The following is a 13994-nucleotide window of genomic DNA, read 5'->3' as shown; positions in this document are numbered from 1 at the left end:
GCGCGCTCAGGTATCGCGCATGCGTGGGTGAACGTGCAGGCGGGAGAGCGCACACGCGGCGCGATCCACGTGCAAAACGTGAACGGCTGGCATAGCCGGTTCAAGAGCTGGCTGGTGCGGTTTCGCGGCGTGGCAAGCCGTTACCTGATTAATTATTCGGGCTGGCAACGCATGCTGGATGCGCGGCGGCTGACGACGCCCCGGCATCTGCTGCAAGCCGCCGTCCAGCTCAGCCAAATGGCGCAGTGACCGAATTAACGCGAACACAGCCATAAAAAAAGCGCCCCCGAAGGAGCGCTTTTCGTGACGAATCACATCAAATCAGGCAACCCACTTCCGCGCGTTCTGGAACATACGCGCCCAGGGCGAATTCTCGCCCCAGCCATCCGGATGCCAGGACATCGTCACGGTACGCGCCACACGCTCGGCGTGCGGCATCATCACCGTGAAGCGGCCGTCCGGCGTCGTGACCGCAGTCAGGCCGCCCGGCGAACCGTTCGGGTTGAACGGATACTGCTCGGTCGCCTGGCCGCGGTTGTCGATATAGCGCAGCGCGCCGATCGCCTTGGACAGGTCGCCGGTCTGCGAGAAGTCCGCGAAGCCTTCGCCGTGGGCGATCGCCAGCGGCGCGTGGGTGCCGGCCAGGTCGGCGAAGAAGATCGACGGCGAGTCCAGCACCTCGACCATGCCGAAGCGGGCTTCGAACTGCTCCGACTTGTTGCGGGTGAACTTCGGCCATGCTTCGGCGCCGGGGATGATGGACTTCAGGTTGCTCATCATCTGGCAGCCGTTGCAGACGCCCATGCCGAAGGTATCAAGGCGGCCGAAGAATCCGGCGAACTGCTCCTTCAGCGCGGCGTTGAACAGGATGGTCTTGGCCCAGCCTTCGCCGGCGCCCAGCACGTCGCCGTAGGAGAAGCCGCCGACGGCGATGATGCCCTTGAAGTCATCCAGCTTCGCACGGCCGGCGATCAGGTCGCTCATGTGCACGTCGACTGCCTTGAAGCCGGCCTGGTGCAGCGCCCAGGCGGTTTCGATGTGCGAGTTGACGCCCTGCTCGCGCAGCACCGCCACGCTCGGGCGGGCGCCGGTCGCGATGAAGGGCGCGGCGATGTTTTCCTGCGTGTCGTGCACCAGCTTGGGCGTCAAGCCCGGGTCCTGCTCATCCAGCAGGCGCTCGTATTCCTGGTCGACGCATTCCGGATTGTCGCGCAGGCGGGCGATGCGCCAGCTGGTCTCGCTCCACAGCCGGTGCAGCTCGCTGCGGCGCTTGTTGTAGATGACCTTGGTATCGCGGGTGAACTCGATCACGCCGCGGTCGTTGACCTTGCCGATGATGTGGCTGCAGGCACCCAGGTCGAAGGAGCGCAGCACGTTCATCACCTCGCTGCGCTCGTCGTGGCGCACCTGGATGACGGCGCCTAGCTCTTCGCTGAACAGCGCGCGCAGGGTCATCTCGTTGCGGCGTTCGCCGACTTGCGCGGTCCAGTTCTTGGCGTCGCCATGGTCGGAAGCGTGCTCGCCTTCCATGGTCAGGATGTCGAGGTTGACCGACACGCCGGCGCGGCCGGCGAAGGCCATCTCGCACAGGGTCGCGTACAGGCCGCCGTCCGAACGGTCGTGGTAGGCCAGCAGTTTGCCGTCCGCGTTCAGCCGCTGGATCGCGGCGAAGAAGGCTTTCAGGTCCCGCGGGTCATCGAGGTCCGGGGTGTCGTTGCCGACCTGGTTCGTCACCTGGGCCAGGCTCGACGCGCCGAGGCGGTTCTTGCCGCGGCCGAGGTCGACCAGGATCAGCGAGGTGTCGCCGAGGTCGGTGCGCAGCTGCGGGGTCAGCGTCTTGCGGACGTCATGGACCGGCGCGAACGAGGACACGATCAGCGACACCGGCGAAATCACGGCCTTGGCTTCACCGTCGTCGGTCCAGGTGGTGCGCATCGACAGCGAATCCTTGCCGACCGGGATCGAGATGCCCAGCGCCGGGCACAGTTCCATGCCGACCGCCTTCACGGTGTCGAACAGGGCGGCGTCCTGGCCCGGCTGGCCGCAGGCCGCCATCCAGTTGGCCGACAGCTTGATGTCTTCGATACTGGTGATCGGGCTTGCGGCGATATTGGTGATCGCCTCGCCGACGGCCATGCGGCCCGAGGCGGCGGCGTCGATCACCGCCACCGGGGTGCGCTCGCCCATCGCCATCGCCTCGCCCTTGTAGCCTTCGAAGCTCAGGGTGGTGACGGCGCAGTCGGCCACCGGAACCTGCCACGGACCGACCATCTGGTCGCGCACGCTCATGCCGCCGACGCTGCGGTCGCCGATGGTGATCAGGAAGGATTTGTCGGCCACGGTCGGCAGCAGCAGCACGCGACGCGCCACTTCCTCCAGTTCCAGGCCGGTCACGTCGACCGGCTGGAAGTCGTTCTGAACGTGGGTCACGTCGCGCTGCATCTTCGGCGGTTTGCCGAGCAGGACTTCCATCGCCATGTCGACCGGTGAAGTGTTGGTGAGCGGGTCGATCAGGCGCAGCTGGCGCTCCTCGGTGGCGACGCCGACGGCCGCGAAGGGGCAGCGCTCGCGTTCGCAGATGGCGGCGAAGCGCGGCAGATCGTTGGGCGAGATCGCCAGCACGTAGCGCTCCTGCGACTCGTTGCTCCAGATTTCGCGCGGCGACATGCCGCTCTCTTCCAGCGGCACCTTGCGCAGGTCGAAGGTCGCGCCGCGCCTGGCGTCGTTGGTGATCTCGGGGAAGGCGTTCGAGATGCCGCCGGCGCCGACGTCGTGGATGGAGATGATCGGATTCGCGTCGCCCAGCTGCCAGCAGGAGTTGATCACTTCCTGGGCGCGGCGCTCCATCTCCGGATTGCCGCGCTGGACCGAGTCGAAGTCGAGGTCGGCGGTGTTGGTGCCGGTCGCCATCGACGACGCCGCCGCGCCGGCCATGCCGATGCGCATGCCGGGACCACCCAGCTGCAGCAGCAGGCTGCCGACCGGAATGTCGTTCTTGTGGGTGTGGGCGTCCGAGATGTTACCGATGCCGCCGGCGATCATGATCGGCTTGTGGTAGCCGAACACGGTGTTCTCGCCCAGCGCCGTCTTGCCGACGTTCTGCTCGTAGGTGCGGAAGTAACCGCCGAGCACCGGACGGCCGAATTCGTTCGAGAAGGCGGCGCCGCCCAGCGGGCCGTCGACCATGATCTGCAGCGGCGAGGCGATGCGTTCCGGCTTGCCGTAGGCCGGCACTTCCCAGGGCTGTTCGAAGCCGGGGATCGCCAGGTTCGACACGGTGAAGCCGGTCAGGCCGGCCTTCGGCTTGGCGCCGCGGCCGGTCGCACCTTCGTCGCGGATCTCGCCGCCGGCGCCGGTCGAGGCGCCCGGGAACGGGGAGATCGCGGTCGGGTGGTTGTGGGTCTCGACCTTCATCAGCGTGTGGGTCAGCTCGGTCATGGGCTTGTATTCCTGGCCGCCGCTTTCACCCTGTTGCGGGAAGAAACGCATGGCTTCCGCGCCCACCATGATCGCCGAGTTGTCGCTATAGGCCACCACCGTGCCCTTGGGCTGCAGTTGGTGGGTGTTCTTGATCATCTGGAACAGCGACTTGTCCTGCTTGACGCCGTCGATGGTCCACTCGGCGTTGAAGATCTTGTGGCGGCAGTGCTCGCTGTTCGCCTGGGCGAACATCATCAGCTCGACGTCGGTCGGGTTGCGCCGGGCCTTGGTAAAGGCGTCGAACAGGTAGTCGATCTCGTCCTCGGCCAGGGCCAGGCCCATGTCGCGGTTGGCTTCTTCCAGCGCCAGCCGGCCCTTGCCCAGCACGTCGATGGCTTCGAGCGGGCGGCCTTCGAGTTCGCTGAACAGTGCCTGGGCTTCGTCGGCGCTGCGCAGCACGGTTTCGGTCATGCGGTCGTGCAGCAGGGCTGCCACGGCCTGGACCTCTTCAGCGCCCAGCTTCTTCGGCGCCTTGATGCCGGTGCCGAAAATGCCGGATTTAAGAACCACGGTATAGGCCACGCCGCGTTCGATGCGGTGGATGTGGGCCATGCCGCAATTGTGCGCGATGTCGGTCGCTTTCGAGGCCCAGGGCGAGATCGTGCCCAGGCGCGGGATCACGAAGTACTCCTCGGTCACGCCCTCGTATTGCGGGTCAAGCACAGGCTCGCCGTAGGTGAGCATGGCCGACAGGCGCTCAGTGTCCTCGGTGGACAGTGGGCTGCTTGCGTCGATGAAGTGGTAGAAACGGGCCTGGACCGCGGCAATCGTCGGGGCGACGGCTTGCAGCTGGGCGAGGAGGCGTTGGCTACGGAAGGCGGAGAGGGCATTGGAACCCGGCAGAATCAACATGGCTTGGTAGTCGGTTGATGCAGCGTGGCTGCGGGTGGAAGATAGCCCGCTATTATACAGCGTCGCCCCTTCTGCGGCTCTGGTCCTTCTGGTATGGTTGCCGGAACGGCAAGGAATAGGTATCTTAGTGGCGGAGACCCATTGAGCATGGACGCGAAAAACGATGCAAGAAAATAGCCAATTGACGGTACTGGTGGTCGATCCGAACCCCGGCATCCGGGCCAACCTGCAGAACATGCTCAACCAGTCCGGCATCTCGCGCGTCGAGTATGCCGTCAACGCCGGCACGGCCGTCAAGCAGCTGAGCCGGCGCGGCTACGACGTCATCCTCTGCGAGTACGATCTCGGCGGCGGCAGCGGCAGCGGCAGCGAGGGCCAGGACGGCCAGCAGCTGCTGGGAGACCTGCGCCACCACAAGCTGATTCCGCCCTGGGCCATCTTCATCATGCTGACCTCCGAGGCGGCCTACGACAAGGTGGTCAGCGCCGCCGAGCTCTCGCCCACCGAATACGTCCTCAAGCCCTTCACCGCCGAGGTCCTGAACCAGCGCATCCAGCGCGCCCTCGCCCGCCGCTGCGCCATGTTGCCGGCCTACCAGCAGGTCGCCCAGGGCAATTCGCACGCGGCCATCCGCACCTGCGTCGACGCCGCCAAAGCCCAGCCGCGCCACGCGGTCGACTTCGCCCGCCTGCGCGCCGAGCTGCACGTCTCGCTGAGGGAATACGAACAGGCGGAGGGCGTGTACCGCCAGCTGATCGCCGCGCGGCCACTGGGCTGGGCCAGGCTCGGACTGGCGCGCAGCCTGGTATTCCAGAACCGCGTCGACGAAGGCGTCGAGCTGCTCGAGCAGCTGGTGCGCGACAACCCGCGCCTGATGGCCGCCTACGACCTGCTGGCGCGCTGCTACGAGGAGCGCGGCGACCACACGCAGGCCCAGAAGACGCTGGAGGAAGCGGTCGGCATCTCGCCCCACATGGTGCGGCGCCTGCGCAAGCTGGGCGAGGTGGCGCTGGAGACAGGCGACGTGGCCGCCGCCGAAAAGTCCTTCAAGCAGGTCGTCACGCGCTCGCGCTATTCCGAATTCCGCAATCCCGAAGACCACGTCAACCTGGTCAAGGCCCTGGTGCGCAAGGGCGACCAGCCGGCGGCCGTCGGCGTGATGCGCGACCTCGAACGCTCGCTGCGCGGCACGCCTGAACTTGATGCCTGCATGGCGGTCTCCGGCGCCCTGCTCCACGATGCGAACGGCAACAAGGCCGGCGCCATCGCCGACCTGCGCAGCGCGGTGACGGCGGTCCGGGCCGGCAGTGCGCTGTCGCCGAACCTGAAAGTCGGCCTGACCCGCTCCCTGCTCGAGCACCGCATGGACGAGGAAGCGTCGGAAGTCATGATGACCGCCATGAACGGACAGGACGGCAGCGTGACCCTGCAGCAGGCCATGAACGTGTTCGTGAAGGCCGGCCGCCCCGACCTGGCGGACGGCATGGGCAAGCAGTTGCGCGCCCAGGCCCAGATCCTGCTCGGCGTCGCCGACGAGAAGCGCAATATGGGCGACGTGCGCGGCGCCGTCCAGACCCTGCTGGAAGCCCTGCATATGGCGCCGGGCAACCTGCAGGTGATGATCGCCGTGGTGGGCGGCATCCTCCGCCAGATCCTGGAGATGGGCTGGGACCACCCGCTGGCGGGCCTGTGCGCCGAGCAGCTCGAGCATATCCGGGCGCTGGATCCGGGGCATCCGCGCTTGCAGGCGCTGGATGAGGAATTTGCTTCGGCCAAGCGGAAGTATGGTATTTCGGGGTGAATTTCATGGTGGGGACTGCGGAACGAACCTGAGTTCCCGCCTTCGCGGGAACGACGGTTTCACGGCCGCGTTCCTCAACGGCGCTTAGGGTCACGCAGGTTTGCACGTCGTCCCCGCGAAGGCGGGATCGTGCCCCCGGCACCATCCACCCAAGTTTCCACGCGCAGCCGTTAACGCGCCCCGTAGCCGCCGCCACCGGGCGTTTCGATCACGAACACATCTCCAGCCTGCATATCGACCTTCCCGATATGCCCCAGTGCCTCCACCCGCCCATCGGCCCGCAGCACCAGGTTCCTGCCCTTCTCCCCAGGCTCCCCGCCAGCCATCCCGAAAGGCGCAAACACCCGGTTGTTCGACAGGATCGCCGCCGTCATCGGCTCCAGGAAGCGCAGCTTGCGCACCCCGCCGTTGCCCCCATGCCAGCGCCCCGCCCCACCGGATTCCGGCCGGATCTCGTAGCTCTCCAGCCGCACCGGGAAGCGGAATTCGAGGATCTCCGGATCGGTCAGGCGCGAGTTGGTCATATTGGTTTGCACCACGTCCGTACCGTCGAAGCCTTCTCCCGCGCCGGAGCCGCCGGAGATGGTCTCGTAGTACTGGTAGCGCGCATTCCCGAAGGTGAAGTTGTTCATCGTCCCCTGCGAGGCCGCCATCACGCCCAGCGCCCCGTACAGTGCATTGGTGATGCAGGTCGAGGTCTCGACATTCCCCGACACCACCGAGGCCGGATAATGCGGATTGAGCATCGAGCCCGGCGGGATGATCACCTTCAACGGCTTCAGGCAGCCGGCATTCAGCGGAATCTCGTCGTCGACCAGGGTACGGAACACATAGAGCACCGCCGCCATGCACACGGCGGACGGCGCATTGAAGTTGTTCGGCAGCTGGCCGGAGGTGCCGCTGAAGTCGATCTCCGCGCTGCGCCCGGCCGCATCGACCCGGATGGCGACCTCGATACGCGCGCCGTTGTCGAGCTCATAGCTGTACGAGCCGTCCTTCAGCACCGCGATCACCCGCCGCACCGCTTCCTCGGCATTGTCCTGCACGTGGCCCATATAGGCGCGCACCACGTCGAGGCCGTAGTAGGCGACCATCTTGCGCAGTTCCTCGACGCCCTTCTGGTTCGCCGCGACCTGGGCACGCAGGTCGGCCAGGTTCTGATCCGGATTGCGGGCCGGCCAACGCGCCGCGGCCAGCATGGCGCGCGTTTCTTCTTCGCGAAGCACACCGTCCGCACCGTCGACCAGCTTGAAATTGTCGATCAGGACGCCCTCTTCCTCGATGTGGCAGGAGTCCGGCGGCATCGAGCCCGGCGTGGTGCCGCCGATGTCGGCATGGTGGCCGCGCGAGCCGACGTAGAACAGGAGGTCCGGCTCCCCGGCCTGTCCGTCCGGCTCGTCGAACACCGGCGAGATGACCGTCACGTCAGGCAGGTGGGTACCGCCGTTGTACGGGTCGTTGAGCACGTAGACGTCGCCGGGCTTCATCCTGCCCGCATTCTTGCGCATCACCGCCTTGATGCTCTCGCCCATCGAGCCCAGGTGGACCGGCATGTGCGGCGCATTCGCGACCAGATTGCCCTCGTGGTCGAAGATCGCACAGCTGAAGTCGAGGCGCTCCTTGATGTTGACCGAGTAGGCCGTGTTCTGCAGGCGCAAGCCCATCTGCTCGGCGATCGACATGAACAGGTTGTTGAAGACTTCCAGCATCACCGGATCGGCACTGGTGCCGATCGCGTGACGTTCCGGCAGCGCCTCGACGCGGCGCAGCACCAGGTGGTCATAGGCGGTGGCCTCGGCCTGCCAGCCGGCTTCGACCACCGTGGTCGCATTCGCCTCGGCGATGACGGCCGGGCCTTTCACGATGGCGCCCGGCTTCACGTCCGCGCGCAGGTAGACCGCGGTGTCGCGCCACTCACCGCCGGCGAACATCCGCACGCGCTCGTGGGCGGCCGGTGTGGCGCCGGCTGCAGTAAGGTCGAGCGCCATTTCGGGCGGCGCATCGGAACGGCCCAGCGCCTCCACCGACACCGCCTCGACCACCAGGGCCTTGCCCGGCATGAGGAAGGAGAAGCGGCGCTTGTAGGCGTCCTCGAAAGCCTGTTGCATGGCCGCGGGCGTGCCAAGGCTCACCACGATGGCCGAATCCGTGCCTTCGTAGCGCAGGTGGACGCGGCGCAGGATGTCGATGCGGTCAATCGGCACGCCCTGGGCCAGCAGTTCCTCGCGCGCCCGCGCGGCAAGTTCGTCGAGTCCGGCGGACAGTTCGTCGCCGCGCATATCGGCCAGGCGGCGCTCGACCGCGCGTTCGCGCATCGCGCTCTGGTCGGCCAGGCCCATGCCGTAGGCCGACAGCACGCCCGCCAGTGAGTGGATGAATACCGTCTTCATGCCCAGCGCATCCGCCACCAGACAGGCGTGCTGGCCGCCGGCGCCGCCGAAGCTGGTGAGCGTGTAGCCGGTCACGTCGTGGCCGCGCTGCACCGAGATCTGCTTGATCGCATTCGCCATATTGCCGACCGCGATCCGGATATAGCCTTCGGCCACCGCTTCCGGCGCCGGCATGCTGCCGGTGGCCGCGCCGATCCGCTCCGCCAGCGCGCTGAATCCGGCGCGCACGGCATCGACGTCGAGGGGCTGGTCGCCGGTGGCGCCGAACAGGCGCGGGAAGTGCCGCGGCTGGATCTTGCCGAGCATGACGTTGCAGTCGGTGACGGTCAGCGGCCCGCCGCGGCGGTAGCTGGCCGGGCCGGGATTGGCGCCGGCGCTGTCCGGCCCCACGCGGTAGCGGCTGCCGTCGAAGTGCAGGATGGAGCCGCCGCCAGCCGCCACCGTGTGGATGCTCATCATGGGCGCGCGCATGCGCACGCCGGCCACCTGGGTCTCGAAGACACGCTCGAAGTCGCCGGCAAAATGCGAGACGTCGGTCGAGGTACCGCCCATGTCGAAACCGATCACGCGCTCGAAGCCGGCCAGGCGGCTGGAACGCACCATGCCGACGATACCGCCGGCCGGACCGGACAGGATGCTGTCCTTGCCCTGGAAGGCGCGCGCGTCGGTCAGGCCGCCGCTCGACTGCATGAACTGCAAGTTTACGCCGGGCAGCTCATCCGCGACCTGGTCGACGTAGCGGCGCAGGATCGGCGACAGGTAGGCGTCGACCACCGTGGTGTCGCCGCGCGCGACCAGCTTCATCAGCGGGCTCACCTGATGCGACACCGAGACCTGGGTGAAGCCGATCTCGCGGGCGATGCGGGCCACCGCCGCCTCATGCTGCGTGTAGCGGTAGCCGTGCATGAAGACGATGGCCAGGCTGCGCAGGCCGGCGTCCCAGGCTTGCTGGAGCTCGCGGCGCGCCTTGGCCTCGTCGAGCGGCAGCACCACGTCGCCGTGGGCACCGATGCGCTCGTCGATCTCGATCACGCGCCCATACAGAAGCTCGGGCAGCACGATGTGGCGGTCGAACAGGCGCGGCCGGTTCTGGTAGGCGATACGCAGCGCGTCGCGGAATCCGCGGGTGATGGCAAGCGCGGTCGGCTCGCCCTTGCGTTCCAGGAGCGCATTGGTGGCGACCGTGGTGCCCATCTTGACCGCTTCGATGGCGCCTTCCGGCACCGCGTCGCCGGCCTCCAGGCCCAGCAGGTGGCGGATCCCGGCCACGGCCGCGTCGCGGTATTGCTCGGGATTCTCGGACAGCAGCTTGTGGGTGGCGAGGGTGCCATCGGGGCGACGCGCCACGATGTCGGTGAAGGTGCCGCCGCGGTCGATCCAGAACTGCCAATCCATAGTGTCTCCAAGTCGTTGCCGGAAAATCCAGGCTATTGTAGTCGCGTCTCGCGCGCCGGCCCGATTTTGGCGACAATACCGGGTATCGACAGCATTCCCGTCCACCAGGAGGCACCATGGATACCCTGCTCTACAGCTGCGCGCAGATCCGCGCCATCGAACACGCCGCCCAGGCCCATCTCGCGCATGGCGAACTGATGGAGCGCGCCGGCCGCGCCGCCGCGGACTACGCGCGCGAACTGCTGGACGGCGAGGCTTCGGGCGCGGTGCTGGTGCTGGCCGGTCCCGGCAACAACGGCGGCGACGGCCTCGAACTGGCCGCCCACCTCGCACGCGCCGGCGCCGAGGTCGAGGTGCTGCACCTGGCCGCCGAGCGCGAACCCTCCTTCGAGGCGGGACGCGCACTGCAGCGGGCCCGCGAGGCCGGCGCCCGCTTCGTCGACGAGATCCCGGCGGCCCGGCCGTGGCGGCTGGTGGTCGACGCCCTGTTCGGCATCGGCCTCGCGCGCCCGCTGGCCGGGCRGGCGCGCGAGCTGGCCGCGTGGACGGCGGGTGTCGACTGTCCCGTGCTGGCCCTCGACGTCCCCAGCGGCCTCGATGCCGATACCGGCGGCCTGCATGGCGCGGACGGCATCGCGGTGACGGCAACCCACACCATTACCTTCCTCGGCAACAAGCCGGGCCTGTACACGGGCGACGGCTGCGACCACGCAGGCGACGTGCTTGTCGACATGCTGGGCAGCGAGGGACTGCATGGCGAGTCGGCCCAGGCCGTGCTGAACGGCCCCGCCTTGCTCGCGGACTCCCTGCGGCCGCGGCGCCAGAATTCCCACAAGGGCAGCTTCGGCGACGTCGCCGTGCTCGGCGGCGCGCGCGGGATGGCCGGTGCGGCGGTGCTGGCCGCACGCGCGGCACTGTACGGCGGCGCGGGGCGCGTCTTCGCCGCCATGCTCGATCCGGGCATGAGCATGGATCCGCTGCAGCCCGAGATCATGTTCCGCGACGCCGCCGGTCTCGATTTCTCGTGCCGCAGCGTGGTCGCAGGCCCCGGCATGGGCAGTGCGGATGCGGCCATCCACCTGTTCGGCCAGGTGCTGGCGGCGCGTGCACCGCTGGTGGTGGATGCCGATGCGCTGAACCTCACATCCGCGCGCCGCGAACTGCAGGAAGCCCTGGCGGCGCACGGCGGGCCGCTGGTCCTGACCCCGCATCCCCTGGAAGCGGCGCGCCTGCTGGGCGTGACCGCCGCCATCGTCCAGGCGGACCGCCTGGAGCACGCGCGCGAGCTGGCGATGCGCTTCAACTGCGTGGTGGTGCTGAAGGGTGCGGGCAGCGTGATCGCGCGTCCGGATGGCTTCGTGGCGGTCAACACCAGCGGGAATCCGGGCCTGGCGACCGGCGGCAGCGGCGACGTGCTGGCGGGCTTCTGCGGCGCCCTGCTGGCCCAGGGCTGGCCGGCCTGGGAGGCGGCGCTGGGCGCGGTGTGGATGCACGGCGCGGCGGCCGACTGGCTGGTGGCGGATGGTACCGGACCGATCGGGTTGACGGCGGGCGAGCTGCCGAAGGCGATAAGGAGTGTGTTCAACGCCCTGGTTGCCGGCACGGACGCCTGGTAGAGTCGGCGCTAGGTGCCCAGGCGGGCCGCGCCCACTCTACACCAGCCGGCCTGCGGCAATGGTGAGGGTACGCGCGCAACGCGCCGCCATCGCCGGATCGTGCGTAACCAGCACCAGGGTCGAGCCGCGTTCGCGGTTCAGCTCGAACATCAGCTGGATCACCGACTCGCCGGTGGCGGCATCGAGGCTGCCGGTAGGCTCGTCGGCAAACAGCAGCGGCGGCTCGGTCACAAAGGCGCGCGCCAGTGCCACGCGCTGCTGCTCGCCACCGGACAGGTACTTCGGATAGTGGCGCAGGCGGCTCTCCAGGCCGACCCGGCCCAGCATGTTCGAGGCCTTGCCGCGCGCGTCGGCATCGCCGCGAAGCTCCAGCGGCAGCATCACGTTTTCCAGGGCGCTCAGGTGCGGCAGCAGCTGGAAGGACTGGAACACGAAGCCCAGCTTGGCCTTGCGGAAAGCGGCGCGCCCATCCTCGTCGAGTGCGAAGATATCGGTGCCGTTGAGCTTCACGGTGCCGCTCGACGGCGTGTCGAGGCCGGCCAGCAGACCCAGCAGGGTCGACTTGCCCGAACCCGAGGCGCCGACCAGGGCGAGCGTCTCGGCCGGTTGCACGGTAAAATCGACACTGTGCAGGATGGTGAGTTCGCCGCTGGCGTCCGCCACCCGCTTCGACAGGCCGGCCACCTCGATTGCCGGATGCCGGACCATTGCACCATCTTTGGTAGCCTCGGGAATATCACGCATGCTTGCTCATCTCACTCTCAATGCCAGGAAAACGACGATCGGTGTCCTTGCGGCCTTCGCGCTGGCCGCATCGGGGAGCGCCTATTCTGCACCAAAAACCGTGCTGGTGGTGGGCGACAGCCTGTCCGCCGAATACGGTCTGGCGCGCGGCAGCGGCTGGGTCGCCCTGCTCGAACAGAAACTGAAGGCCGAGAAGCTGGACACCCGCATCGTCAACGCCAGCATCAGCGGCGACACCACCAGCGGTGGGCGCACCCGCCTGCCGGCCCTGCTGGCCCGGCACAAGCCGAACGTGGTGGTGCTCGAACTGGGCGCCAACGACGGCCTGCGCGGACTGCCGATCGCCTCGGCCGAAGACAATCTGCGCAGCATGATCAAGCTGTCGCAGCAGAACAAGGCCAAGGTCCTGCTGGTCGGCATCCATATGCCGCCGAATTACGGACGCGCCTACACCGAACGCTTCACCGGCATGTACAAGGAACTCTCGGCGCAGCTGAAGGTGCCGCTGGTGCCCTACATGCTGCAGGGCGTGGATCTGGTGCCGACGAACTTCCAGGCCGACCGCATGCATCCGCTGTCCACGGCCCACCCCGTCATCCTCAATAACATCTGGCCGCAACTGGCTCCCCTGATCAAACAATAAATAATGAAATACCCCGCAGTCCTGAGCTTCAACGACGTCCTGCCGCAGCTCGACGAATTCGACTCCATCATCGACGCGCGCAGCGAATCGGAGTTCGCGCTCGACCATATTCCCGGCGCCATCAACTGCCCGGTGCTGAACGACGTGGAACGCATCCTGGTCGGCACCACCTACAAGCAGGTCGGCGCCTTCGAAGCGAAAAAGATCGGGGCGCCGCTGGTAGCGCGCAATATCGCCCATGCGATCGACACCCTGTTCGCCGACAAGCCGCGCGACTGGAAGCCCCTGGTCTACTGCTGGCGCGGCGGCAACCGCAGCGGCTCGATGGCCCACATCCTGGCCAAGATCGGCTGGCCGGTGGTCCAGCTGGACGGCGGCTACAAGGCCTTCCGCGGCTTCGTCAACGACGCACTGGCCCAGCCGCCCGAACTGCAGTTCCGCGTCATCTGCGGCACCACCGGCAGCGGCAAGAGTCGCCTGCTGGAGACCCTGGACGCGATCGGCGCCCAGGTGCTCGACCTCGAGCGCCTGGCTGCCCATCGCGGATCGGTGCTGGGTCACCTGCCGAACGAGCCCCAGCCCAGCCAGAAGATGTTCGAGACCCGCATCTGGGACAAGCTGCGCCGCTTCGACCCGAGCAAGCCGGTGTTCGTCGAATCGGAGAGCAAGAAGGTCGGCAACCTGCGCGTGCCGGAGGCAGTGATGGAGCGCATGCGCGCCTCGCCCTGCATCTCGCTGACCCTGTCGCGCCCGAACCGCGTGCGCCTGCTGATGGAGGACTACCGGCACTTCTGCGCCGATCCCTCGGCCCTGAACCGCCAGCTCGACCATCTGGTGCAGTTGCATGGCCGGCCCAGGATCGATGCCTGGCACGGGATGGCGAACGGCGGCCAGTTGCCGGAGCTGGTCGACGAGCTGCTGGTGCAGCACTATGACCCGGCTTACCTGCGGTCGATCGACCGGAATTTCGTGCAGTATCCGCAGGCGGAGGTGGCGGAGCTGGCAGATATTTCGAAAGAGGATTTCCTGGCTGCCGCGCGCAAGTTGCACGCAGCCCAATAATAGAAAAGGCG

The 13994-nt window shown here is 67.6% G+C and carries 7 protein-coding genes and 1 pseudogene; 5 read left to right on the top strand and 3 right to left on the bottom strand.

What is annotated here, in order from left to right; all coding sequences use genetic code 11:
• A pseudogene (locus AB4Z32_RS12435) lies at positions 1 to 249 on the top strand (IS1595 family transposase); the annotation flags it as partial.
• A gap of 72 nt (positions 250 to 321) precedes the next feature.
• Here AB4Z32_RS12435 and purL read toward each other — a convergent pair.
• Entirely contained in the window at positions 322 to 4332 is a 4011-nt protein-coding gene (purL, locus tag AB4Z32_RS12430; protein ID WP_442122151.1) for a phosphoribosylformylglycinamidine synthase, read from the bottom strand.
• A gap of 163 nt (positions 4333 to 4495) precedes the next feature.
• Here purL and AB4Z32_RS12425 point away from each other — a divergent pair, with 163 nt between their 5' ends.
• Positions 4496 to 6133 carry a tetratricopeptide repeat protein gene (locus AB4Z32_RS12425; protein WP_442122150.1) on the top strand — a complete coding sequence of 546 codons (1638 nt, stop codon included), beginning with the start codon at positions 4496 to 4498 and terminating at the stop codon, positions 6131 to 6133.
• Between the two features lie 170 nt (positions 6134 to 6303).
• Here the strand turns inward: AB4Z32_RS12425 and AB4Z32_RS12420 are convergent, their stop codons facing one another.
• Positions 6304 to 9918, bottom strand: a complete 3615-nt coding sequence (locus AB4Z32_RS12420) for a hydantoinase B/oxoprolinase family protein (protein WP_442122149.1) — start codon at positions 9916 to 9918, stop codon at positions 6304 to 6306.
• A gap of 116 nt (positions 9919 to 10034) precedes the next feature.
• On the opposite strand from AB4Z32_RS12420, the gene AB4Z32_RS12415 reads away from it, so the two are divergent.
• Positions 10035 to 11534, top strand: coding sequence for an NAD(P)H-hydrate dehydratase (locus tag AB4Z32_RS12415; RefSeq protein ID WP_442122148.1), 1500 nt, complete (start codon positions 10035 to 10037; stop codon positions 11532 to 11534).
• 36 nt (positions 11535 to 11570) lie between these two features.
• Here the strand turns inward: AB4Z32_RS12415 and AB4Z32_RS12410 are convergent, their stop codons facing one another.
• Positions 11571 to 12278 carry an ABC transporter ATP-binding protein gene (locus tag AB4Z32_RS12410; RefSeq protein ID WP_442122147.1) on the bottom strand — a complete coding sequence of 236 codons (708 nt, stop codon included), beginning with the start codon at positions 12276 to 12278 and terminating at the stop codon, positions 11571 to 11573.
• Between AB4Z32_RS12410 and AB4Z32_RS12405 the strand changes: the two genes are divergently transcribed.
• Positions 12277 to 12921: an arylesterase gene (locus tag AB4Z32_RS12405; protein WP_442122146.1), complete on the top strand. Its 645-nt coding sequence runs from the start codon at positions 12277 to 12279 to the stop codon at positions 12919 to 12921. The two genes, AB4Z32_RS12410 and AB4Z32_RS12405, sit on opposite strands and share 2 nt — an antisense overlap.
• A 3-nt stretch (positions 12922 to 12924) precedes the next feature.
• Positions 12925 to 13983, top strand: a complete 1059-nt coding sequence (gene mnmH / locus AB4Z32_RS12400) for a tRNA 2-selenouridine(34) synthase MnmH (RefSeq protein WP_442122145.1) — start codon at positions 12925 to 12927, stop codon at positions 13981 to 13983.
• Positions 13984 to 13994 lie beyond the last annotated feature (11 nt).

Origin of the sequence: Massilia sp. 2TAF26 (genome assembly GCF_052115005.1) — a bacterium.
Taxonomy (GTDB): Bacteria; Pseudomonadota; Gammaproteobacteria; order Burkholderiales; family Burkholderiaceae_D; genus Telluria.
This window is presented reverse-complemented; position numbering and strand designations above follow the sequence as displayed.

Excerpts from the sequence above, each read along its gene's own strand:
- AB4Z32_RS12405 (WP_442122146.1), top strand. The coding sequence starts at position 12,277 with ATGCTTGCTCATCTCACTCTCAATGCCAGGAAAACGACGATCGGTGTC.
- AB4Z32_RS12425 (WP_442122150.1), top strand. The coding sequence starts at position 4,496 with ATGCAAGAAAATAGCCAATTGACGGTACTGGTGGTCGATCCGAACCCC.
- AB4Z32_RS12410 (WP_442122147.1), bottom strand. The coding sequence starts at position 12,278 with ATGCGTGATATTCCCGAGGCTACCAAAGATGGTGCAATGGTCCGGCAT.
- purL (WP_442122151.1), bottom strand. The coding sequence starts at position 4,332 with ATGTTGATTCTGCCGGGTTCCAATGCCCTCTCCGCCTTCCGTAGCCAA.
- mnmH (WP_442122145.1), top strand. The coding sequence starts at position 12,925 with ATGAAATACCCCGCAGTCCTGAGCTTCAACGACGTCCTGCCGCAGCTC.
- AB4Z32_RS12420 (WP_442122149.1), bottom strand. The coding sequence starts at position 9,918 with ATGGATTGGCAGTTCTGGATCGACCGCGGCGGCACCTTCACCGACATC.